The following is a 24,995-nucleotide window of genomic DNA, read 5'->3' as shown; positions in this document are numbered from 1 at the left end:
ATTTAACGAAATTTAGTTTTTCTACTTATCATGTGAGGTATTCTTTCTAAAATTCGTTGATTAGTGGATTTTTGTACATTTAATAGTTCGGTAGAATACAAATTAAATATTAGGTAACGACCTTCAATTTGTATATTTTTAATTAAAAATCCATCAACTGAAAGTTCATTTATATGTATGTTTTCATAAACATTTATAAGAATTTTTATTTTAAAATGTTTATTACTGTATCGTGAGAGTATATCAATTATACTTTGTAAATTAACGTCATAACAAAGTACTGTACAGTCAATCATGTCAATTTCTTCATGAATATTCCTCAAAATATTCAAATCTTCTAAAGTATTAATTGTTATCTTTTCTATTTTGTAATCTATTAAAGATAATTCTAAATTAGTCATTGTGTAATCCCCTCTTTTTATTTTTATTAACTCATATCCAATATCTTTTAATCAACTCTAATATATCTAAGTTTATTTATGATATATTCAAATTAATCTCCATAATAAATCCCCTTTATATCATCAAATCTATTTATAACCATTTATCAAAGATTATCATAACTTTATTAAGTATATGTTAATAATGTAAATTCAATTTATACTTTTCCAAAAATAGTAATATAGTCATTATCATTTCATTTTCAATATAATTAGAAATAAGTATTGCAAAATAAAAGAAAAAGATATAAAATTAAATCGTAATAATTACGTTTTAATAAAAGGAGGATTCGATATGGCAGAAAAAACAGACATACAAACAGCTCGTCGTAATTTGAGAAGTCCAAACATCAAGACGCGTAAAAGAGCGTTGAAAATAATAAAAAACTTCAAACGCGCTGCTAGAATCAAAAACATTCAAAATAATGCCGCTTCATAATTTACGTATAAATTTAATCACGATCTAATTTCAATGAATTAAGTCATAAATGTCCTAAAGCCAAAAACCAAAATAACAAAAGCCAATCATTATGTATTTAATGGTTGGCTTTTATTATTTTTAAATTTTCTTCCACTTAATATATACATGTATCTATATAGATGATATTCTATATAATGTTAAGAAGGAGGATTTAATATGTCTTATAAAGAAATAGCATCATTATTAAAAGTTTTAGCTGATCCTAGTAGATTAGAAATTATCGATTTATTATCTTGTGGTGAGCTTTGTGCTTGTGACATTCTGGAACATTTTGAATTTTCTCAGCCTACGCTCAGTCATCATATGAAATCTTTAGTGGATCAGAATCTAGTTTTTACTAGAAAAGATGGTAATAAGCGGTTTTATAAATTAAATGATGAATTGTTAACAGAAATTAACTCTAATATTGAGCTTATTCATACATCTAATTATCAATGTATTTGTAAGGATATGAAGAAAGGTGAATGTAACTCATGACTATACTTGCAATCGCCATTTTTCTTATTACTTTAATTTTTGTAATTTGGCAACCTAAAGGACTAGATATTGGTATTACTGCTTTAGTTGGTGCTATTGTAGCTATCATAACTGGGGTTGTCAGTTTTTCTGATGTCTTTGAAGTTACGGGTATTGTTTGGAATGCTACTTTAACATTTGTAGCAGTTATTTTAATTTCTCTTATTCTAGATGAAATTGGTTTCTTTGAATGGTCTGCTATACATATGGTTAAAGCATCAAAAGGCAATGGTATTAAAATGTTTATATACATTATGCTACTCGGCTCAATTGTAGCTGCATTTTTCGCAAACGATGGAGCCGCGTTAATTTTAACACCTATCGTCTTAGCTATGGTTCGACATTTAGGGTTCGATAAGAAAGTTATATTTCCATTTATTATAGCGAGTGGATTTATAGCAGATACAACTTCTTTACCTTTAATCGTAAGTAACTTAGTGAATATCGTATCTGCTGATTACTTCAACATAAGTTTCTTAGAATATTTAGGTCGAATGATTATCCCTAATATCTTTTCTTTAATCGCTAGTATAGTTGTATTGTGGTTATATTTTAGAACGTCTATACCTAAAATATTTGATGCTACTCATATAAAAGCACCACATGAAGCGATTAAAGATAAAAAATTATTTAATATTTCTTGGATTGTATTAATTGTACTTTTAGCTGGATATTTAGTGAGTGAATTTATCAATATACCTGTTTCAATTATAGCGGGTATAATAGCTATAATATTCTTGATTCTTGCAAGAAGATCTCCTGCTGTTAATACTAAAGCAGTTATTAAAGGTGCACCATGGAACATTGTTATTTTTTCTATTGGTATGTACTTAGTAGTCTTTGGATTAAAAAATGTAGGTATTACTACAATACTGGCTGACATATTAAACTATATTGCCGGTTATGGCTTATTTAGTAGTGTTATGGGAATGGGCTTTATCGCAGCATTTCTTTCTTCTGTCATGAATAATATGCCAACAGTTTTAATAGATGCTATAGCAATTGATCAATCAAATACAATAGGCTTAATTAAAGAAAGCATGGTATACGCAAACGTTATAGGTTCCGACTTAGGACCAAAAATAACACCAATTGGTTCATTGGCAACATTATTATGGTTACACGTATTAACACAAAAAGGTGTCAAAATAAAATGGGGAACATACTTTAAAACAGGTATTATCATTACCATCCCTGTGCTATTCATTACTTTATTAGGACTGTATATTACAATGCTTATTTTTTAAAGTTTATAATTTAGAGGGATCTGAGATATAAATCTCCTAAAAATCCAATAAAGATGTGGTTACTTGGATTTTTGTCTTAGTAAATCCAATAAAGGTGTGGTTACTTGGATTTTTGTCTTAATAAATCCAATAAGAGTGTGGTTGCTTGGATTATTGTCTTAGTAAATCCAATTAGAGTGTGGTTACTTGGATTATTGTCTTAATAAATCCAATAAGAGCGTGGTTACTTGGATTATTGTCTTAGTAAATACAATAAGAGTGTGGTTACTTGGATTATTGTCTTAATAAATCCAATAAAGGAGTGTTTAGTTGGATTATTGTCTTAGTAAATACAATAAGAGCGCGTGTACTTGGATTTACGTAATGGTTAATCCAACTAAAATATCAACTCTTGCTTTTTGATCAATCTCATCCAAAACGAGCTAAGGTTTTATTCCCCTAGCTCTTTTTCTTATATTTATTTCTATTAAGGCAATTCCTAATTCACGATTTTGTAAAGTGCTGACGCCCGAGGGAATAGTATGTGTGAGAGACTACAGGCTCGAACCATACCCTAGGCAAGCATGCACGAACAAAATCGAAGATTATATAAAATTACATCTCATTTTTAACTAAAAAAAGCAGTGAAGAATCTATAAAGATAGATTCTTCACTGCTTTTATATTTATTATTTTCTTTCGATTTCAACCATCTTGAACGCTTCAAAAATGTCGCCTTCTTTAATGTCATTGAATTTTTCAATAGTGATACCACATTCATATCCAGTCGCAACTTCTTTAGCGTCATCTTTGTAACGTTTTAATGTATCTAATTCACCTTCAAAGATTACGATTCCGTCACGAATGATACGTACGCTTGCATCTCTACTAATTTTACCATCTGTTACGTAACTACCTGCAATCGTACCAACTTTTGATACTTTGAACGTTTGACGTACTTCAGCTTGTCCAATTACTTGTTCTTCGTATTCAGGATCTAATAATCCTTTCATAGCTGATTCGATTTCTTCGATTACTTTATAGATAATGCGGTGTAATCTCATATCTACGTTTTCTTCTTCTGCTGCACGTTTAGCGCCTGCATCTGGTCTTACATTAAATCCAATAATAATACCATTTGATGCTGCTGCCAATGTAACGTCAGATGCATTAATTGCACCTACTGCTGTATGAATAATACGTACGTTTACACCGTCAACGTCAATTTTCATTAATGATGCTGCTAAAGCTTCTACTGAACCTTGTACATCACCTTTAATAATAATATTTAAGTCTTTCATTTCACCTTGTTTCATTTGTTCGAACAAGTTATCTAAAGAAACACTCTTACTATCTTGACGTTGTTTCAAGATATTTTCTTGTTGACGTTTTTCACCAATTTGACGAGCTTGTTTTTCGTTTTTGAATACTACAAATCTATCTCCAGCTTGTGGTACATCATGTAAACCTGTAATTTCAACGGGTGTAGATGGACCAGCTGTTTTGATACGCTTACCTAAGTCACTCACCATAGCACGTACACGTCCATATGTGTTACCAACTACAAGTGAATCTCCAACTTCTAATGTACCATTTTGTACTAATAAAGAAGCGGCAGGTCCGCGAGATTTATCTAATTCTGCTTCGATTACAGTACCAACTGCTGCACGGTCAGGATTAGCTTTTAATTCTTCAATTTCAGAAACTAGACCAATCATTTCTAACAATTCGTCTATTCCTTCACGTTGTATAGCAGATAAGTGAACGAATATTGTATCGCCACCCCAGTCTTCAGGGAATAATCCATGCTCACCAAGTTCTTGTTTTACTCTGTCTGGGTTTGCTGTTGGTTTATCAACTTTGTTTACTGCAACAATAATAGGTACTTCTGCTGCTTTAGCATGGTTAATCGCTTCAATAGTTTGAGGCATTACACCATCATCAGCTGCTACTACTAATACAGTAATATCAGTTACTTGGGCACCACGTGCACGCATAGTTGTAAACGCAGCATGTCCTGGTGTATCTAAGAATGTGATTTTTTTGTCGTTGTTTTCGATTTGGTAAGCACCGATATGTTGAGTAATACCGCCCGCTTCACCAGCTGTAACACGAGTGTGACGAATTGAATCTAGTAATGTTGTTTTACCGTGGTCAACGTGTCCCATAATTGTTACAACTGCTGGACGTTCTACTAGTCGAGCATCATCAGCTTCTTCATCTTCGAAATAATTTTCTAAATCTGTTGCATCAACATGGACTTCTAATTCAGCTTCAATATCATAGTCCGCACAAATCAATTCTACAGTTTCAGTGTCTAATGCTTGGTTAATGTTCGCAACAATACCAAGTAAGAATAATTTTTTAATAATTTCTGAAGCATCTTTATTAATTTTTTCAGATAGTTCACCAACTGTGATACCTTCTTCATAAGTAATTAATGAAGGTGTTTCTTGTACAACTTCTTTAGGCTGTTGTTGGTTACTTTGTTTATTATTCTTTTGATTTTTCTTTTGTTGTTTTTTATTTTTTGTCTTGTTGTTATTTTTATTGTTCTTGTTGTTTTGATTTGATTGATTATTGTTTGGTTTATTTGAACTTGAAGTTGCGTGAGTACTTGTTTGTTCTTTTTTAGCTGTTTCTGGCTTAGTTGCCTCTTGTTTTTTAAACGCTTTATTTAATGTTTTAATGTCGTTCTCCTCTAGTGCTTGCATGTGATTTGATACTTCTACACCGTTTTTCTTTAATTCATCTATAATATCTTTACTCTTTAAGTTAACTTCTTTTGCATACTCATATATTCTTTTTTTACTCATATACTCACTCCTCATGAAAATCATGAATCATCGTTTTTAGCTTCTTGCTAAATCCAATGTCAGTTATGCCCAACACCACTCTGCTTTCTTTTCCAATTGCGTAGCCTAATTCAAAGCGTGTAGCAAATGTTAAAAGTGTTACATGATAAGTTGCACATTTATTTTTTATATTTTTTGTAACGTTTGCTGCAGCATCTTCTGAAAGTATGACAAGTTTTACATTCCCTCGTCTTATTTCGCTTATAACAATTTCTTCACCAGTCTTAATTTTTCTAGCTCTTGTTGCTAGTCCAAGAAGGTTTAAAATTTGATCTTTTTTACTTATATTCATTTAGGTATACGCTCTCGATAGATTAATCGAATGATTTCTTTATACACAGGTTCAAGTGCTGATTTATTGCTATCAAAATAGCGTTCCAACTTACCTTGTTCTTGTGCTTTTTCTACGATTCCTAAATCTTTTGAAACATATGCGCCACGTCCAGGTGCTTTACCTGTAGCGTCAGCTTTGATTTCGCCTTCTTTATTCTTTACTACACGAATCATATCATTTTTAGGTTTCATTTCATTTGAAAGTATACATTTGCGCATTGGTATTTTTTTCTTTTTCATGACAAAATCACCTCACTTTATGATTCTTCAGTTGAAATAATTCCAGCTTCTCTCGCGTCTGATTCTGATTTTATATCAATTTTCCAACCAGTTAATTTAGCAGCAAGACGTGCGTTTTGCCCTCTTTTACCAATAGCTAAAGATAATTGATAATCTGGTACAACAACTGTTGTAGATTGGTTTTCTTCATCAACTAAAACTTCGACAACTTGAGAAGGACTTAAAGCATTTCTTACGAACACTCTTGGATCTTCGTCCCATTCTACAATATCAATTTTTTCTCCACCTAATTCATTAACTACAGCTTCAACACGAACACCTTTAGCACCAACACATGCACCAACAGCATCAATATCACCATTATCTGATGTTACACTGATTTTAGAACGGTCACCAGCTTCTCTTGCTACTGATTTAACAATAACAGTACCATCATATATTTCTGGTACTTCTTGTTCAAATAGACGTTTTAAAAGCCCTGGATGAGTGCGTGATACAAAAATTTGTGGTCCTTTAGTAGTTTGTTCAACTTTGTTTACATAAACTTTTATGCGTTCGTTCGGTAAATATTGTTCATTAGGGCTTCTTTCAGCTTCTGAAAGTACAGCTTCTGTACGACCTAAATTAACATAAACATAACGGTGATCTACACGGTCAATTACACCTGTTACAATATCATCTTCTTTATCGATAAATTCATCATAAAGGATTCCTCTTTCAGCATCTCTTAAACGTTGCATAACAGCTTGTTTTGCTGCTTGTGCACCGACACGACCGAAATCTCTAGGTGTAACGTCTTCTTCGTATACATCTCCAATTTCATATGCTGGGTTAGATAATAAAGCTGTGTCTAAAGCTACTTGACCTTTATAGTCTTCAACGTCTTCAACAACATCTTTCCTAGAAATTACTTTGTAAGTACCTTCGTCTAAATTTAATTCAATTCTAACATTTTTGGCACTATCGTAATTTTTCTTATAAGCTGTAATTAAAGCCGCTTCTATTGCATCAATTAATACCTCTCGTGGTATTCTTTTTTCCTTTTCAAGGTATTCAATTGCAAGTAATAATTCATTACTTTTCACAATGTATCCTCCTTTATATTATAACATTACGGATCGACGTGCTTTTGCAATTTTTTTGCGAGGCAACGTGACATTTTTAGTTCTTGTTTTAATTTTCACTTCAAGTGTTATCGTTTCTTCAGTTACTTCTTTTAAAACGCCTAACCATTCTTTATCTCCTTCAACATGTTCGTATAAAGAGATAAATACAGGTTGCTCAATTGCATTTTGATAGTCTTTTTCTTTTTTCAACGGACGTTCCGCACCTGGAGAAGATACATCCATAAAATACGGCTCTTTAATAGGGTCTTCTTTATCCATAACTTCACTTATCTTTTCAGAGGCAATTGTGCAATCGTTTAAATCAACGCCACCGTCTTTATCAATTGCAATACGTAGATAGTAATCTTGCCCTTCTTTAACGTATTCTACATCTACTAATTCATAATTTAACGTTTCGAGTATTGGTTGAATAATTTCCTCAACTTGTGCTGCAACTTTACTCATAATGACCTCCCTCTTAATACAAACAGAAAAGAGCGGGAAAGATCCCACTCTTTTAACGTCAGAGTATTATTTTAAGCAATAATAGTATATCACATAAATCAGGCATGCTCAAGGATATACGTTACAAATCAAAAATAGAAAGCTGAGCTTTATCAGGCATATTTGGCAGTGAACCTAACTCATCTAAATACTCAATAACTTTCTGAGAAACACCCGCTTTTTTATTTAAATCTTCTTTTGCTAAAAACGGTCCTTCTTCTCTTGTTTCGACGATTCTTTTCGCAACGTTTTCACCTAGACCTGGAACAGCGATGAATGGAGGAATTAAAGTATCTCCTTCAATCTTAAATTCAAATGCATCACTTTTCTCCAAGCTAACTGGTTGTATTCTAAATCCACGGTGTGCCATTTCATTTGCGATTTCTAATACAGTCAATACATCTTTTTCTTTTTTAGCTAATTCATGGAATCGGCTATAGTATTCTTTTATTACTGTTTTAATTGACTCTTTATCTCTAGTCATAGTTTTTAAATCAAAATCTGTTGCACGTACAGTAAAGTAACTAGCGTAATAATAAAGTGGGTAATGCACTTTAAAGTATGCAATTCTTAAAGCCATTAATACATATGCAGCAGCGTGGGCTTTAGGGAACATGTACTTAATTTTTTTACATGAGTCTAAATACCAATCAGGCACATTATTTTCTTTCATAGCTTCTTCGAATTCGTCTGTTAACCCTTTACCTTTACGCACTGCCTCCATTATTTTAAAGGCAAGCGACGGTTCTAGCCCATTATACATTAAATAAACCATAATATCGTCACGACAACCGATAACACTTGATAAATCACAAGTACCAGCTTTAATTAAATCTTGTGCGTTACCTAACCAAACGTCCGTACCGTGAGATAATCCTGATATTTGTACAAGTTCAGAGAATGTCGTTGGTTTTGTATCTTCTAGCATTTGTCTAACAAAGCCTGTACCAAATTCAGGTACGCCAAATGTTCCAGTTTTACATAAAATATCTTCTTCAGTTACACCTAATGATTCAGGCGTACTGAAAATTCTCATTGTTTCTTTATCATCTACTGGAATGGTCTTAGGATCTATCCCAGATAAGTCTTGTAACATTCTAATCATTGTTGGATCATCGTGTCCAAGTATATCCAATTTAAGAATATTATCGTGAATAGAATGGAAGTCAAAGTGTGTTGTTTTCCACGCTGATTTTTGATCATCGGCTGGATATTGTATCGGTGTAAAATCATATATATCCATATAGTCAGGTACTACAATAATACCTCCTGGGTGCTGACCAGTTGTTCTCTTAACACCTGTACAACCTTTAACTAAACGGTCAACCTCTGCCCCTCTTTTATGAATACCTTGGTCGTTTAAATAACCTTTTACATATCCGAAAGCAGTCTTTTCGGCAACTGTACCAATTGTACCGGCTCTAAATACTTTATCTTCACCAAATAACTCTTTAGTATAATTATGTGCTTCAGGCTGATATTCACCACTAAAGTTTAAGTCAATATCAGGTACTTTGTCTCCTTTGAAACCTAAGAATGTTTCGAAAGGAATATCTTGTCCTTCTTTAATCATTTCGACATCGCATTTTTCACATTTTTTATCTGGTAAGTCGAATCCTGAACCTACAGAACCATCATCAAAGAAGTGACTTTCTTTACATTTAGGGCATATATAATGTGGTGGCAATGGGTTAACTTCTGTAATTTCAGTCATAGTAGCTACAAAGCTAGATCCGACTGAACCACGTGACCCTACTAAGTATCCATCGTTTAATGACTTCTTAACCAATCTTTGCGATATTAAATAAATAACAGCAAATCCGTTACCAATAATACTTTCAAGTTCTTTCTCTAAACGGTCTATTACGATTTGTGGTAAATCTTCTCCGTATAAAGCTCTTGCATTATTGTAACTCATTTCTCGAATTTCTTCGTTAGCACCTTCCATATTCGGTGTATATAACTCATCTTTAATTGGTACAACAGTTTCTAAACGATCAGCTAAGTCATTACTATTCTTAACGACAATTTCATAAGCTTTCTCTTCACCTAAGAAATGGAACTCATCTAGCATTTCATCTGTTGTTCTAAAGTGTGCTTTAGGTAAAGTTTGACGATTTAATGGATTACCTGGCTGTGAGGCGATAAGTATTTTTCGAGCTATTGCATCTTGTTCATATAAATAATGCGCATTTCCTGTAGCAATAACTGGAATGTTTAATTTTTCGCCAACACTTAATATTCTATGATAAATTTCTTCCATTGTTTCGTTATCTTTTATAAGCTCTCTATCTAATAAACCTTGGTAAAGGCTTTTAGGTTGAACTTCAATATAATCATAATATTGGGCTACTTTTTCAACTGCATTTTGGTCTTTTTGCATAACTGTTGTAAATACTTCACCTTCGTCACACGCACTTCCAACAAGTATACCTTCTCGGTGCTCATTTAATAATGAACGCGGTATTCGCGGTGTACGATAAAAATAGTCTACTAACGAAGCACTTACAATTTTGAATAAGTTTTTAAGGCCTACTTGGTTTTGGACGATTAACGTAACATGAGATGGTCTAGCTCTCTTATACGCTTCGTCATTAGAAAGTCTGTCATTAATTTCATTATGATTATATACCTCTAACTCTTCGAGCTGTTTTAACATTTTTATAAAAATATGTGCTGTTGTTTCAGCATCGTAAATAGCTCTATGGTGTTGAGTTAACTCGACGCCATACTTTTTAGCTAAGAAGTTCAACCCGTGTTTACCATACTCTGTATTCACAGTTCTTGATAATTCTAATGTATCGATAACAGCATTTTTAGTTGCACCAAGACCTATTTTTTCAAAACCTGTATCAATAAAGCCCATATCAAACGAAGCGTTATGTGCGATATAAATTGCATCCCCAACAAATTCGTGGAAATCTTTCAGAACTGTCTCTATATCCGGTTGTCCTTGAAGCATTTCATCTGTAATTCCAGTTAAGTTTTTAATCGTTTCTGATAAACGTTCACCAGGATCTGAAAATCGTTCAAATGTGTCTATTACTTCACCATTTCTCACTTTAACGGCTGCTAACTCAATAATTTGATCATATTGACTGGATAAACCCGTAGTCTCAACGTCAAATACTATATAAGTAGCTGTCTTTAAAGGAATATCTTGTGCTTTATATGCAATTGGCACACCGTCATCGACAAGCATACCTTCCATGCCATAAATCATTTTTATATCATTTTTCAACGCAGCTGCGTGGGCATCTGGGTATCCTTGTACACCGTTGTGATCAGTTATTGCGATTGCTTTATGACCCCATTTAGCAGCTTGTTCTACGTATTTACCGATATGAGTGATACCATCCATTTGACTCATTGATGTATGTAAATGTAGCTCAACACGCTTATCTGGTGCTTTATCAAGTTTAGGTGCTTTTTTAATTTCATGTATATCTGTCATCATCATAACAAGATCTCTAATAAATTGATCTTGTTCAATTCTACCTTGAGCACGAACCCAAGTACCTATTTTTAACGCTTTGAAGTGCTCTAAATCATCTTTACCTTTGCGCGTAAACATTTTTAATATAAGTGAATCTGTGTAGTCTGTAATTTTTAACGTTACAATATGTCTACCACTCTTCAACTCTTTCATTTCTATATCAAAAATCACACCTTCTAGTGCAACTTTAAATTCTTCTTCAATAATATCTTCAATTTTTCTAATGCTATCTACAGTAATATCTTTACCTATTTGACATCTAGCAACAGCATTTTCATCCCCGCCAGTTTCGGCTTTCTCTTTCTTCATTCTTTCCATTTTCTCAGATGCAATGCGTGCTGCTTCTTCATCTTCTTGTTGAATATGAGCTTCAAATGATTCCAACTCTCTTCTCATTTGTTCTTCATTATCCATCGTTTCAAATACAACACGACTGATGTTAAATCCGCATTTCTTCAGTGCTTGAACTAAAGAGCCATTCACTCTTTTTTCAAAATAATCACGTTCAACATCATTATTCACTTGCACTTTAACTACATCATCAGAGAAAATAATAGGCTTTTGTTTTAACTGATGTTTAACTTTATCACTAATACCCGTACCATCTATACAATGTGGCATATATTTTAAGATATGCTCATCTATTTGTTCCTTATTTTCCACTTCAATTGTCCAATCAACTTGTGCAATGCTTTGAAATACACTTTGCAGTTGATTTGTAAAAACTAGATACATTTCACTTGATAAATAGTATGGTAACTTTATATAAAAATGCCATAATCTTTTAGATTGAGAGACATTTATACGTGTTAATTCACCTTGTCCAACTATTTCTTTATCAAGTTCATCTGTTATGTTCAATTGTGTGAGTAACGTTTGGAATTTTTCTTTTCCTGTCATTGACAATTGCACGACCACCTTCATCAAAATGAAAAAGAGGCTATTTTTCATATTAGCCTCTTTAAATATCTTATATTATATCAGATTTTATACTTCTTATCAGTTTATTTCACTGCATCGTAATATGCTTTGATTACTTCTTCAATTTCATCAACATGTACTTCTTGGCTTTCCGTATTATCACGGCGTTTCACTTCTACTATACCTTCAGAAGCTTTTTTACCAACCATAATACGAACAGGTAATCCAATTAAATCAGCGTCGTTAAATTTAACGCCAGCACGTTCTTTACGGTCGTCATATAAAACATCAAATTTCTTTCTTAATTGTTCATATATTTGATCTGAAAGTTCTTTTTGTGCTTCCTGTTTAGGATTAATTGCGATTAAATGTAAATCATATGGTGAAATTGCTTTTGGCCATATAATACCATTATCATCATGATGTTGTTCTATAACTGCTGATAAAGTTCTAGAAATACCTACTCCGTAGCAACCCATAATTAATGGTTGTGCTCTTCCTTGCTCGTTAAGGAATGTAGCATTCATGCTTTCTGAATATTTTGTACCAAGTTTAAACACTTGTCCAACCTCTATACCTTCAGCGAATTTTGCATTCCCTAAGTTATTAGGCAAAGCTTCACCTTCAAGTATAAATCTAAAGTCACCATATGCTTCAACTTTAAAGTCTCTATCAACGTTAGCATTTAAATAATGATAGCTATCTTCGTTAGCACCTACTGCAAGGTTATTAATATCTTGTATAAATTGGTCAGCATAAATTTTTATTTTATCAACATTAACTGGGCCTAAACTACCTGGTTTTGCTCCCATAATATTTTCTATTTCTGTTTCAGTTGCTAACTCAATATTTTCAGTTTTAAAGAATGATTTTAACTTAACATCATTTAATTCATGATGACCTCTAATTAATATCATGACATACTCGTCATCAACTTTAATAATCATAGATTTAATAATTCTATCTAAGGTTACATTTAAGAAATCTGCTAACGCTTGTGCAGTTTTTACATCAGGTGTTTCTACTTTTTCTAATTCTTTAATTTCTGTATGTTCAGGGTTTGGTGTATACACGACTTCAGCTTTTTCAATATTTGCTGCAAAATCAGTTGAATCACTATAAACGATTGTATCTTCACCAATTTCAGCTAACGCCATAAATTCGTGTGTATGATCGCCACCAATTGCACCGGAATCTGCTAATACAGGTCTGAATTTCAGCCCAACTCTAGTAAATATATTATGATACGCATTATACATATCGTTATATGTTTCATCTAATGACTCTTCATCAGAATGGAAAGAATACGCATCCTTCATGATAAACTCTCTTCCACGTAATAAACCGAACCGTGGGCGTTTTTCATCTCTAAACTTAGATTGAATTTGGAATAATGTTATTGGTAAACGTTTATATGATTTCAATTCATCACGTACTAATGATGTAATAATTTCCTCATGTGTTGGTCCAAGAGCAAAATCACGATTATTTCGGTCTTTTAATCTCATTAATTCTGAACCGTAAGCTTCCCATCTACCTGATTCTTCCCATAATTCTGAAGGTTGAAGTACAGGCATTAGAACTTCCACGCCATCAATTCTTTCCATTTCTTCTCGAACAATTCGTTCAATTTTATTTAATACACGTTTAGCAGTAGGTAAATAACTATATATACCTCTAGCATTTTGTTTGATCATACCAGATTTAAGTAGAAATTTATGACTGATTGATTCAGCTTCAGCTGGTTCTTCTCTCAGTGTAGGTATAAATACTTTTGATTGTTTCATTTTTTTCCTCCTGTTCGTTACATGAAGTACCGTTGAATGTCATTCCACGTAACCATAATCATCACGAATATTAAAAATACAGCCCCAATAGATAACATTACCATTTCGGCCTTCTTGTTAATCGGCTTTCTAAATATCATTTCATATATAACAAATAGCAATCTACCACCATCCAAAGCTGGTATTGGTAGTAAATTCATTATACCTAAGTTAACACTTAGTAAAGCTGTAAAGCCCATTAATGTAACAAATCCTTGTTTAACAACTGTATCGACATTACTGTATATTCCGACTGGACCATTCAACATGTCAAACGAGAAGTCACCTGTAAATATACTGCCTATCAAATTAGTTACTGCTAAGAAAATAACTTTACCTGCTACTACAGTTTTTTCAATACCTGCTAATAGTGGCCCAAATACAGTATGTTCAGTAGGTTGCGCTACACCAATCATATATTTTGTTTCGTACTCATCTTTCGCTACTTCTAATTTTCGTTTTTCAGCTGCAACTTTAAAAGATTTTTCCTGACCATCACGATCTACTTTTATTTCAACTGGTTTTTCTTTCTTTTCTTTAAATATTGGTTGAATATCGGTAAACTTATCTATTTTCTTACCATCAACTGTCTTTATTTCATCGCCCTTTTTAATACCTGCTGTTTGTGCAGGACCACCTTTTTCTAAATCACCAAACACAGGATCATTTGTAGGTACGCCACTCCAATAAGCTAAACCTATAAAAATAACTAGAGCTAAAATAAAGTTGAATAATGGCCCTGCAAACAATGTTAAAAATCTTTGGTAAGGCTTTTTACTCATTAATTGTCTATCTTTAGGTGCTATTTGAATTAAATCACCATTTTGAACAAAATATGCTTCTCTCGCAATTTTAAAATGATGTCTTTCTTCATCACTTGCTGTTATACCTTCAATATAAATGTCCTTTTCAAAATCGCTATCTTTAATTTCTATATGCTCAATTTGTTGGAATTTATGTTGGTCGTCCATAATAACATGAGTAATTTCATTTTGATCATTCAATTTAATTGCGATGTGCATACCAGGTGTTAGTGGATTTTGTTCTAAGCCATCACCGGCCATTCTGACATAACCACCAACTGGTAATAGTCTAATCGTATACAACGTCTCATTTTTCTTATAAGAATATATTTTCGGGCCCATGCCTATAGCAAATTCAGGGCACATAATGCCCGCTCGCTTAGCAAAAAACATATGGCCATATTCATGTACTGTAACTAAGAGACCAAATACAAATATAAATGCTAATATTGTATAAATCACGCTTACACCCCGTAATCCTTAGATTTATATGCTGCATCAATTTTTAAAATAGTATCTAAATCTGGAGATGCTATTACTTGATGCTCTTTCATTTCTTTCTCTATCATTCGTTCTATATCTAAAAATGATATTTCCTTATTCAAAAACTTCCCTACTGCTACTTCATTCACAGCGTTTAACACTACTGGCATCGTACCACCTATACTAAGTGCTTTATAAGCCAATTTAATACATTTAAATCTATTAAAATCCATCTCTTTGAAATTTAGTTGACCTATTTGTGCTAAATTAAGCCTCTCTGCGTCTCTAGGTGCTCTTTCTGGATATGTAAAAGCATATTGGATAGGCGTTCTCATATCAGGGGTACCAAGCTGTGCTATGATACTAGAATCATTAAATTCAACCATAGAATGTATAATACTCTCTTTATGGAGGAGCGTTTCTATTTGATCGATATTTAAATCAAATAACCATTTAGCCTCAATGACTTCCAGACCTTTATTCATCATAGTTGCTGAATCAATTGTGATTTTTTGACCCATAGACCAATTAGGATGATTTAAAGCATCTTCTAACGTAACATTTTTCAACTCATCTCGAGTTAAATCTCTAAACGAACCACCACTTGCTGTAATGATAAGCTTATTAATATTTTGATTATTTTCACCGTGTAAACATTGGAATATAGCAGAATGCTCAGAATCGACAGGCAATATTTTAACGTTTTTTTCTTTCGCTTTGTTCATAACAAGTTCGCCAGCCACTACTAAAGTTTCTTTATTAGCTAAAGCAATATCAATTCCAGCTTCAATAGCAGCCATTGTCGGCTTTAAACCTATACTACCTAGAATTGAATTCAATAACAAATCTGTTTTGTGATATGTTGAAACTGCTAATAACCCTTTATCACCGTATACTATTTCTACATCTAAATGGCTAAGTTTTTCTATATCTTCTTCATATTGTACAGATACGATATCAGGTTTGAACTCGTTTATAATATTCTGTGCGTACGCGATATTTTTTCCAACAGAAAATGCAACTAAATTAAAATCAGTTGCATGCTCTCTTATAACATCTAACGCTTGTTGACCAATCGAGCCACTTGCTCCTAAAATAGCAATGTTTTTCACTTGATTCACCTCATCTTACATTTGAAATAGGAATAAGTTCAATAAAGGTAAGACAAAGATAAAGCTATCAAACCTATCAAGTATACCACCATGTCCTGGCATAACATTCCCTGAGTCTTTCACACCAAAATGACGCTTCAATCCTGATTCCACTAAATCACCTAATTGTCCAAACATGCTTAATAACATCGTTAATGGAATAAGTAACCATAATGATACATGCATATCAAAAGATTGTCCAAAAATAACAGCAACAATTAAGCTAGAAATAATACCGCCAATAAAACCTTCAATAGTCTTATTTGGACTTATAAGAGGCCATAATTTATGTTTACCAAACAATCGGCCAAATATATATGCACCTGTATCTGTTAACCATACGACTAATAATGCGAACAGTATGAAGTGTAAACCATGCTCTCTAGTTTCATAAAAATACATAAAGCCAATACCTATATAAACAACTGAGAGCGTACAAAAAGCGGCGTCCATAAAATTAAACCTGTTCTTAGACATAACAGTGTAGCTTAACATCAAGAAGCTCATAATAATCAACAATTGTAGTTGAAATTCTATATTATGTTGTATAAGCTCTTGCGGTAATAAAATAATACATAATGAAGCAACCGACAAAAAGCCCGGTATTGAAATAATCGTTAAATTATTCATATTTAGTATTTCTTTGAGCGCAATTAACGCAAGTAAATAAGCGAGTATTATGACAGGTACTCCCCCATAAATTACAACTGGGAGAAATACAGCCAACGCAACGATTGCGGATATTGTTCTTGTTTTCATTTTTTTCTCCTTTACAGTCCACCAAACCTACGTTGTCTTGACTGATAAATTTTTAAACAATCTATAAGTGATTGTTCATCGAAATCTGGCCATAGTGTTTTAGTAAATACAAATTCACTATATGATGATTGCCATATTAAGAAATTACTCAATCTTTCCTCTCCAGAAGTACGTATTAATAATTCTGGATCAGGAATGTCTGAAGTAAATAAATTATCCTCTATATTTTTTTCTGTTAAATCATCTATAGACATACGACCCACATCGATTTCTTGATATAGTTTTTTAACTGCATTTAAAATTTCTGCTCTTCCACCGTAATTTAAAGCAAAAATTAAATTTAATCCTGTATTATCTTTTGTTTTATTAATTGCCTCATTTATTGCTTTTTTAGTATGATTCGGCAATTGATCTGAAAAACCTATAGTCGATACTTTTACATTTTTTTCGATTAGTTCTGGTAAAAATGTTTTTAAGAAATCTACTGGCAATTTCATAATATAATTGACTTCGTCTTCGGGTCTACTCCAATTTTCAGTTGAAAAAGCATATAACGTTAAGTATTTCACACCTAAATCATTAGCTTTTCTCGTGATTTTTTTAACAGTTTGCATCCCTTCATAATGGCCTTTTATTCGGGGCATTTTTTTATTTTTAGCCCATCGTCCATTTCCATCCATTATGATTGCTATATGTTCTGGAATAGTTAAAATATTATCATTATTTATTTGTTGTTTTTGCTTTATAAACTTTTTTATCATAGCGTCCTCCATCAAACAAACGCGAATTTATATGTATTTGAATTAAACATATCGTAATACATTTTATCACAAAAAGAAGCATTCTGTGTATATAAAGAAAAAAACTGTACCAAAGTCTGATTTGGTACAGCCCATATCTTTAGATTTCTAGAATATCTTTTTCTTTTTCAGTAGTTAAGTCATCTATTTGCTTAATGAAGTCGTCTGTTACTTCTTGAACTTTGTCAGTTTGAGTTCTTAAGTCATCTTCTGAAATGTCGCCATTTTTTTCTTGTTTTTTCAAGTCTTCGTTTGAATCACGTCTTACATTACGGATTGCAACTTTAGCGTTTTCAGCTTCTTTTTTAGCTTCTTTAACTAATTCTTTTCTTCTTTCTTCAGTTAATGCAGGAACAGTGATTCTAATTACTGTACCATCACTTGTTGGGTTTACCCCAAGATTTGCTGCATTAATTGCTTTCAATACATCTTCAACAGAAGATTTATCATATGGTTGAACAACTAACAAACGAGCTTCTGGAACAGATATACCAGCTAATTGTTGAATTGGTGTTGGTACACCATAATACTCAACATTCACTCTGTCTAAAAGATTCGCATTTGCATGACCAGTTCTAATCCCAGCTAAATCTCTACTAAAGCTCTCTATTGTTTTATTCATTTTTGACTTTGTTTCTTTAATAACATCTGCCATGGAATTTACACCTCGTGTTTATTTTGTAATAATCGTACCGATTTCTTCACCTTGAACGGCACGTTTAATATTTCCTTCTTCCATTATCGAGAATACAACAAGTGGGATGTCGTTGTCCATACAAAACGATGATGCAGTTGAATCCATCACTTGTAATCCTTCTTGTAACATTTGAATATATGTCAATCTTTCGTATTTTTCTGCATTAGGATCTTTTTTAGGGTCAGCAGAATAAACACCATCTACATTATTTTTACCCATTAAGATAACATCAGCTTCAACTTCAGCAGCTCTTAATGCTGCAGTTGTATCAGTTGAGAAATACGGATTGCCGATACCTGCTGCAAATATAACGACTCTCTTTTTTTCTAAATGACGGATTGCACGTCTTCTAATATAAGGCTCTGCAACTTGTTTCATTTCTATTGATGTTAATACTCTTGTATCACAGTCCAATTGTTCTAAACTGTCTTGTAAAGCTAGAGCATTCATTACTGTCGCCAACATACCCATATAATCAGCTGTACCGCGATCCATTCCTAAATCGCTACCTGTTTTTCCTCTCCAAATGTTTCCGCCACCAACAATAACTGCAACTTCGCAGTCCATTTGAGCTACTTCTGAAACTTGTTGAGCAATACTTTTTATTACAACTGGGTTAATACCAAAACCTGAATCTCCGGCTAAGGCTTCTCCACTTAATTTAAGAACGACGCGTTTATATTTAGAATTTTTTGTCATCTCGATCCCTCTCTATGCTTATAATTAGGTCTTAATATAACGAAAGAAGACACAAGACGTGTCTTCTTTCAAAAGGTAACCTTAGTTACCTCCCATTTGTCCTTTTACTTCATCAGCAAAGTTATCAGAACGTTTTTCGATACCTTCCCCAACTTCGTAACGAACGAAATCTACAAGCACGCCGCCATCTGTTTTCAAGAATTCAGCAACAGTTTGATCTGGATTTTTAACAAATGCTTGGTCTACAGCACAGATTTCTTCTAAATATTTACGCATTCTACCTTCTACCATTTTTTCAACGATATTTTCAGGTTTGCCTTCGTTTAATGCTTGTTGTTTAAGAATTTCTTTTTCGTGCTCTAATTCTTCTTCAGAAACTTGGTCACGAGAAACAAATTTAGGGTTTAAAGCTGCGATGTGCATAGCAACGTCTTTAGCAGCTTCAGCATTAGTAGAACCTTCAACAAGAGTTAACACACCGATACGTCCACCCATGTGTAGGTATTCGCCGAATGAATCGTTATCTGTTTTAGTTTTTATAGTGAATCTACGTAAAGTTAATTTTTCACCAATAGTTGAAATAGCTTCGTTCATTTTTTCTTCTACAGTTTGTCCATTAGTTAATTTAGAAGCGTTTAATTCGTCAACATCAGCTGGTTTAACTTCAAGAATATGATCAGCCATTTCTTTTACTAAGTTTTGGAAACCTTCGTTACGAGCAACAAAGTCAGTTTCAGAGTTTAATTCAAGGATTACAGCTTCGTTACCTTTAGAAGCAACATATGTTGTACCTTCTGCTGCTACTCGGTCAGCTTTTTTAGCTGCTTTAGCAATTCCTTTTTCACGTAAAAAGTCTACCGCTTTATCGATGTCACCATCTGTTTCTGTTAAAGCTTTTTTACAGTCCATCATACCTGCGCCAGTTTTTTCACGTAATTCTTTGACAAGTTTAGCTGATATAGCCATATTAAATTCCTCCATTTATATAAATAATCAATTATAAAAAATTTAGTAATTCTTTCTAAAAAAAGGTGATAAGTTATAGAACCTTATCACCTTTTTGAAATTATGCTTCAGTAGTTTCAGTTGATTCTTCTTTAGGTGCTTGTTCAGTTTCGTTTAAGTCGATGTTTTGCTCTTCAGCAACATCTTCATTTGAAACGCCTTGTTGACCTTCAATAATAGCATCTGCCATTTTACCAGTTAACAATTTAACAGCACGGATAGCATCATCGTTCGCAGGGATAACATAGTCGATTTCATCTGGATCACAGTTTGTATCAACAATACCAACGATTGGAATGTTTAATTTGTGTGCTTCAGCAATTGCGTTTCGCTCTTTACGAGGGTCAACTACGAATAATGCTTGAGGCATTGATTTCATATCACGAATACCGCCTAAGAATTTGATTAAACGGTCGTATTCTTTTTTAATTTCTACAACTTCTTTTTTAGGTAGTACATCAAATGTACCGTCTTCTTCCATTTTTTCAATTTCAGAAATACGTTTTACACGTTTAGAAATTGTTTTATAGTTAGTTAAGATACCACCTAACCATCTTTGGTTAACGTAGTAGTGACCAGCACGTTCAGCTTCTTCTTTAACTGACTCTTGTGCTTGTTTTTTAGTACCTACGAATAATACTTTACCGCCTTCTTCTGAAACAGATTTAATAAAGTTGTATGCTTCATCAACTTTTTTAACTGTTTTTTGTAGGTCGATAATGTAGATACCGTTTCTTTCAGTAAAGATATACTTTTTCATTTTTGGGTTCCAACGGCGTGTTTGGTGACCGAAGTGAACACCTGCTTCTAGCAATTGTTTCATTGAGATAACTGCCATAATAAATTCCTCCTAATTGGTTTTATTCCGCCATAATCACATATTATAGTAACAACAATCAAAATGTTGCACCAAACTATAATTTACGTGAATATGTGTGAATTTGGCTTTTTCAGCCGTTGTTAAATATATCATATTTAGCTTGACTCATCAAGTATTTTTATTTAGTTATTCCTAACTCATCTAAGAAACGTTCTTTTTTAATTCTTATGAACGTACCTTTCATACCTAACGAGCGTGATTCAATAACGCCAGCACTTTCAAGTTTTCTTAAAGCATTTACAATAACTGATCTAGTTATACCAACACGGTCAGCTACTTTAGATGCAACTAGCAATCCTTCTGGAGCACCTAATTCTTCAAAGATATGCTCAATTGCTTCTCTTTCAGAATAAGATAAAGAGTTGATTGCCATATTAATAGCAGCTTTATCTCGAGCTTCTTGTTCAATTTCGTTATGCTTTTCTCTTAATATTTCCATACCGATAACAGTCGCTGCATATTCACCTAAAACTAAATCGTTGTCGTTAAAGTCTTGAGTAACACGTCCAACAACCAATGTACCTAAGCGTTCACCACCACCTAAAATTGGGAAAATAGTTGTTTGGCTATCTTCAAATAATTCTTTGTTTTCTGGTGGGAAAACAGTTAATACATCATCAATTCCAATGTTTTCTTTAGTTTGGCTTACGTGCATTAATTGATCAGTGTATTCTTTTGGTATATGTCTATCTTCTAACATTTGTATAATTCTATCATTGCTTAATAATTCGTTTAAACTTGAACCTAAAATTTTCCCTCTTCTTGAAACGATAAAAACATTTGTTACTGTTACATCACTTATTGTTTTAGCCATATCTTTAAAATCTACAGCTATCCCTTTATGTTTTTGTAGTAATGTATTTAATTCTCTTGTCTTTGATAATAAACTCATTTAATTTTTGCTCCTTTTTTTATAATATAAATGCACTTAAATCTTTATTCGTTGCGATTGATTCTAATTTTTGATTTACATATTCAGGTGTAATATCTACTACTGCATTTGGCATATTAGAAGCTTCAAAAGATAAGTCTTCTAACATTTTTTCTAATATCGTGTGTAATCTTCGAGCACCAATATTATCTGTTTCTTGATTAACTTGGAATGCAATCTCAGCTAATCTGTTAATTGCATCATCTGTAAAGTTTATAGTAACCATTTCAGTTTCAAGTAATGCTTTATATTGTTCAAGAAGAGATTGTTTTGGTTCTTTTAATATTTTCACAAAATCTTCTGTAGTTAAACTTTCTAACTCAACACGGATTGGGAATCTCCCTTGTAATTCTGGGATTAAATCGCTCGGTTTCGACATGTGGAAGGCACCTGCGCCAATAAATAAAATATGTTCAGTATTCACAGAACCATATTTAGTTTGGATTACACTACCTTCAACAATTGGTAAAATATCTCTTTGTACACCTTGTCGTGAAACATCTTGTCCACCACTGTTATTACTTACAGCAATTTTATCAATTTCATCTATAAAGACCATGCCCATTTGTTCAGTAAGCTGAATTGCTTCTTCGTTCACTGATTCTTGATCGATTAATTCATTCGCAATTTCGTCGATTAAGATTTTTCTAGCAGATTTAACAGGCAAGTTTCTTTCTATTTTTTTCTTTGGCATCATTTGAGAAAGCATGTCTTGCATTTGCGGATTATTTTCCATACCCATCATGCCTAATGATTGTTGTTCTTGTTCTACTTTGATTTTTACTATTTCCTCTTCTAACTCTCCATTAAGAAGTTGTTTCTTTATATCTTCACGTTTTGTTTTGATTTCTTCTGTTGGTGCTTCTTCCTCTTCTTGTTGTTGATTAAAGTTTGGAAATTGACCGCCGAATAAAGATTCTAATGGATTACCTGTATTAGTTTGCGCTTTTTTCTTCATGCTCGGAACGAGTAGTTTCACTAAACGTTCATTCGCTTTTTTCTTTGCATCCTCTAATACGCCTTTTTTCTTTTCTTCTTTAACGATACGTCGACCAACTTCAACTAAATCACGTATCATACTTTCCACATCACGTCCGACATATCCGACTTCTGTGAATTTTGTTGCTTCAACTTTTACAAATGGTGCACCTACAAGTCTAGCCATTCTTCTAGCAATTTCTGTTTTACCAACACCTGTTGGTCCAATCATCAATATATTTTTAGGGATGATTTCATTTCTTAACTGTTCTTCTAATAAACTTCTTCTATATCTGTTTCTTAATGCAATTGCAACTTTTCGTTTTGCATCTTGTTGACCAATGATGTGATCATTTAAACGATCAACAATATCATGTGGTGTCATTTTTAATTGATTTTGTGACAACCTGGAACCCTCCATTTAAATTTCTTCCACTCTGATTTCATGGTTAGTAAATACACAAATATCTGCTGCAGTATTCAATGAAGCTTCAGCAATTTCTCTAGCTGATAAATTAGGGGCATATGATTTCAATGCCCGACCAGCACTTAGCGCATAGTTTCCACCAGATCCGATGGCGATTATGCCATCATCAGGTTCTATCACTTCGCCAGTACCACTTACTACAAGTAGATCCGTTTCATTCATAACGATTAACATTGCCTCTAACTGACGCAACATTTTGTCGCCTCTCCACTCTTGGGCGAGCTCTACAGCAGCTCTAGTTAAATTACCACTATATTCTTGTAACTTAACTTCAAATTTTTCAAATAACGTAAACGCATCGGCAACGCTACCAGCAAAACCAGCAACAACTTTATCATGATAAAGTCTACGCACTTTTCTAGCAGTTTGTTTCATGATAACTTGTTCGCCTAATGTCACTTGTCCATCTCCTGCCATTGCAGAATGTCCATTGTGTCTAATTGCAAATATTGTTGTAGCATGTAATGTTGAACTCATTTTAATTCTCCTTTATGCACGCGGATGTGCAGATAAATATACTTTTCTTAATTGATCTTTTGTAACATGTGTATATTGACTCGTTGTAGACAAACTTTCATGACCTAATAAACTTTGAACTGTTCTCATATCTGCACCTTGATTTAATAAATGTGTCGCGAATGTATGGCGCAATTTATGGGGGTGGATATGATAAACGCCTTGAGTACGTTTAACAATTTCATTCAAAGCATATCTTATGCCACGCTCAGTAATAGCTTGTCCACGCATATTAACAATTAAATAATCATGGTCTATTTTTAACTGACTTCTAAAATTATCAATATAATCTATTATTGCACTTTGACAATATTCACCAAAAGGTACAACTCTTTCTTTATTACCTTTTCCTAATACTTTCACAAAAGAATAATCCAAATCTATATCATCTAATTGAATATGAACTAATTCTGAAACACGAATTCCTGTTGCATATAATAATTCCAATATGACTTTGTCTCTAATATTTGTTCTTTTTCCATCATTTAATGTTTCAAATAGTTTTTCCATTTCTTCTTCATAGAAGAAACTTGGTAAATGATGTTCTTTTTTAGGATGAACAAGTTGAATAAACGGGTTTTGTATATCACTGTCTACACTCATCCAATATTGGTATAAAGATCTCAGTGTTGAGATTTTACGTGATACACTTGTACGTTTATGCTCTTTATCATACAAAAATGCAAGGTATCTCCTTGCATCCTTATATTCAAATTCTTTTAATGACAAATGTTCCGTCTTCAAGAAATTGTTAAATTCAATTAAATCAAGTTCATAAGCATTCAATGTATGCGTAGAAAAGTGTTTTTCATACATTAACATATTTAAGAATTGTTGCTCTATAGCATGCATTTATACTCACT

23 protein-coding genes are annotated in these 24,995 nt (G+C 33.0%); 3 read left to right on the top strand and 20 right to left on the bottom strand.

The window, feature by feature from the left end; translation table 11 throughout:
- Window positions 1-2: 2 nt before the first annotated feature.
- On the bottom strand, window positions 3-401 hold the full coding sequence (locus tag ACO6VN_RS05150; protein WP_216683854.1) for a hypothetical protein: 399 nt from the start codon (window positions 399-401) through the stop codon (window positions 3-5).
- Window positions 402-735: 334 nt separating this feature from the next.
- Here ACO6VN_RS05150 and ACO6VN_RS05145 point away from each other — a divergent pair, with 334 nt between their 5' ends.
- The 3 genes from ACO6VN_RS05145 to arsB all read left to right on the top strand — a co-directional run bounded on the left by ACO6VN_RS05145 (window position 736) and on the right by arsB (window position 2,684).
- Window positions 736-879, top strand: a complete 144-nt coding sequence (locus ACO6VN_RS05145; RefSeq protein ID WP_016998626.1) for a putative metal homeostasis protein — start codon at window positions 736-738, stop codon at window positions 877-879.
- Between the two features lie 198 nt (window positions 880-1,077).
- Window positions 1,078-1,398, top strand: coding sequence for an ArsR/SmtB family transcription factor (locus ACO6VN_RS05140; RefSeq protein WP_422404302.1), 321 nt, complete (start codon window positions 1,078-1,080; stop codon window positions 1,396-1,398).
- Window positions 1,395-2,684 carry an arsenite efflux transporter membrane subunit ArsB gene (gene arsB, locus ACO6VN_RS05135; RefSeq protein WP_422404301.1) on the top strand — a complete coding sequence of 430 codons (1,290 nt, stop codon included), beginning with the start codon at window positions 1,395-1,397 and terminating at the stop codon, window positions 2,682-2,684. The genes ACO6VN_RS05140 and arsB overlap by 4 nt, the downstream gene beginning before the upstream one ends.
- Window positions 2,685-3,351: 667 nt before the next feature.
- Here arsB and infB read toward each other — a convergent pair.
- The 19 genes from infB to xerC form a co-directional block, all read right to left on the bottom strand.
- Complete coding sequence (gene infB / locus ACO6VN_RS05130; RefSeq protein WP_194200803.1) at window positions 3,352-5,478, bottom strand: translation initiation factor IF-2; 2,127 nt, start codon at window positions 5,476-5,478, stop codon at window positions 3,352-3,354.
- Window positions 5,479-5,482: 4 nt separating this feature from the next.
- A complete protein-coding gene (locus tag ACO6VN_RS05125) occupies window positions 5,483-5,809 on the bottom strand; it encodes a ribosomal L7Ae/L30e/S12e/Gadd45 family protein (protein WP_016998622.1) in 327 nt (108 codons plus the stop codon).
- Entirely contained in the window at window positions 5,806-6,090 is a 285-nt protein-coding gene (gene rnpM, locus ACO6VN_RS05120) for an RNase P modulator RnpM (protein ID WP_422404300.1), read from the bottom strand. The genes ACO6VN_RS05125 and rnpM overlap by 4 nt, the downstream gene beginning before the upstream one ends.
- A gap of 17 nt (window positions 6,091-6,107) precedes the next feature.
- Window positions 6,108-7,175 (bottom strand): transcription termination factor NusA, encoded by a 1,068-nt coding sequence (gene nusA / locus ACO6VN_RS05115; protein ID WP_016998620.1) that lies wholly within the window; start codon window positions 7,173-7,175, stop codon window positions 6,108-6,110.
- Window positions 7,176-7,193: 18 nt separating this feature from the next.
- Window positions 7,194-7,661: a ribosome maturation factor RimP gene (rimP, locus tag ACO6VN_RS05110; RefSeq protein ID WP_016998619.1), complete on the bottom strand. Its 468-nt coding sequence runs from the start codon at window positions 7,659-7,661 to the stop codon at window positions 7,194-7,196.
- A 121-nt stretch (window positions 7,662-7,782) separates the two neighbouring features.
- Window positions 7,783-12,102 (bottom strand): PolC-type DNA polymerase III, encoded by a 4,320-nt coding sequence (locus ACO6VN_RS05105; protein WP_422404299.1) that lies wholly within the window; start codon window positions 12,100-12,102, stop codon window positions 7,783-7,785.
- Window positions 12,103-12,200: 98 nt separating this feature from the next.
- On the bottom strand, window positions 12,201-13,904 hold the full coding sequence (locus ACO6VN_RS05100; RefSeq protein ID WP_216683851.1) for a proline--tRNA ligase: 1,704 nt from the start codon (window positions 13,902-13,904) through the stop codon (window positions 12,201-12,203).
- A 17-nt stretch (window positions 13,905-13,921) separates the two neighbouring features.
- Complete coding sequence (gene rseP / locus ACO6VN_RS05095) at window positions 13,922-15,208, bottom strand: RIP metalloprotease RseP (protein ID WP_210618298.1); 1,287 nt, start codon at window positions 15,206-15,208, stop codon at window positions 13,922-13,924.
- A gap of 2 nt (window positions 15,209-15,210) precedes the next feature.
- Window positions 15,211-16,341 (bottom strand): 1-deoxy-D-xylulose-5-phosphate reductoisomerase, encoded by a 1,131-nt coding sequence (gene dxr / locus ACO6VN_RS05090; protein ID WP_216683850.1) that lies wholly within the window; start codon window positions 16,339-16,341, stop codon window positions 15,211-15,213.
- Between the two features lie 15 nt (window positions 16,342-16,356).
- The gene (locus ACO6VN_RS05085; RefSeq protein ID WP_064204030.1) at window positions 16,357-17,139 is read right to left on the bottom strand and encodes a phosphatidate cytidylyltransferase; all 783 of its coding nucleotides are present in this window, start codon (window positions 17,137-17,139) and stop codon (window positions 16,357-16,359) included.
- 11 nt (window positions 17,140-17,150) lie between these two features.
- Window positions 17,151-17,900: an isoprenyl transferase gene (locus ACO6VN_RS05080; RefSeq protein WP_216683849.1), complete on the bottom strand. Its 750-nt coding sequence runs from the start codon at window positions 17,898-17,900 to the stop codon at window positions 17,151-17,153.
- Between the two features lie 139 nt (window positions 17,901-18,039).
- On the bottom strand, window positions 18,040-18,594 hold the full coding sequence (gene frr, locus ACO6VN_RS05075) for a ribosome recycling factor (protein WP_016998612.1): 555 nt from the start codon (window positions 18,592-18,594) through the stop codon (window positions 18,040-18,042).
- 18 nt (window positions 18,595-18,612) lie between these two features.
- Window positions 18,613-19,335 (bottom strand): UMP kinase, encoded by a 723-nt coding sequence (pyrH, locus tag ACO6VN_RS05070; RefSeq protein ID WP_016998611.1) that lies wholly within the window; start codon window positions 19,333-19,335, stop codon window positions 18,613-18,615.
- Between the two features lie 81 nt (window positions 19,336-19,416).
- Window positions 19,417-20,301, bottom strand: a complete 885-nt coding sequence (gene tsf / locus ACO6VN_RS05065; RefSeq protein ID WP_216683848.1) for a translation elongation factor Ts — start codon at window positions 20,299-20,301, stop codon at window positions 19,417-19,419.
- Window positions 20,302-20,401: 100 nt separating this feature from the next.
- A complete protein-coding gene (gene rpsB, locus ACO6VN_RS05060) occupies window positions 20,402-21,178 on the bottom strand; it encodes a 30S ribosomal protein S2 (RefSeq protein WP_016998609.1) in 777 nt (258 codons plus the stop codon).
- 160 nt (window positions 21,179-21,338) lie between these two features.
- A complete protein-coding gene (codY, locus tag ACO6VN_RS05055) occupies window positions 21,339-22,112 on the bottom strand; it encodes a GTP-sensing pleiotropic transcriptional regulator CodY (RefSeq protein WP_016998608.1) in 774 nt (257 codons plus the stop codon).
- A 19-nt stretch (window positions 22,113-22,131) separates the two neighbouring features.
- Window positions 22,132-23,550 (bottom strand): ATP-dependent protease ATPase subunit HslU, encoded by a 1,419-nt coding sequence (gene hslU, locus ACO6VN_RS05050; protein ID WP_050988886.1) that lies wholly within the window; start codon window positions 23,548-23,550, stop codon window positions 22,132-22,134.
- A complete protein-coding gene (hslV, locus tag ACO6VN_RS05045) occupies window positions 23,551-24,093 on the bottom strand; it encodes an ATP-dependent protease subunit HslV (protein WP_016998606.1) in 543 nt (180 codons plus the stop codon).
- 12 nt (window positions 24,094-24,105) lie between these two features.
- On the bottom strand, window positions 24,106-24,984 hold the full coding sequence (xerC, locus tag ACO6VN_RS05040) for a tyrosine recombinase XerC (protein ID WP_016998605.1): 879 nt from the start codon (window positions 24,982-24,984) through the stop codon (window positions 24,106-24,108).
- Between the last annotated feature and the right edge of the window lie 11 nt (window positions 24,985-24,995).

It is taken from the genome of Mammaliicoccus sp. JADD-157, from assembly GCF_049310805.1.
GTDB classification, from domain to species: Bacteria; Bacillota; Bacilli; order Staphylococcales; family Staphylococcaceae; genus Mammaliicoccus; species Mammaliicoccus lentus.
Note: the sequence above shows the minus strand (reverse complement) of the source record. Positions and strands in the feature narration are given on the sequence as shown.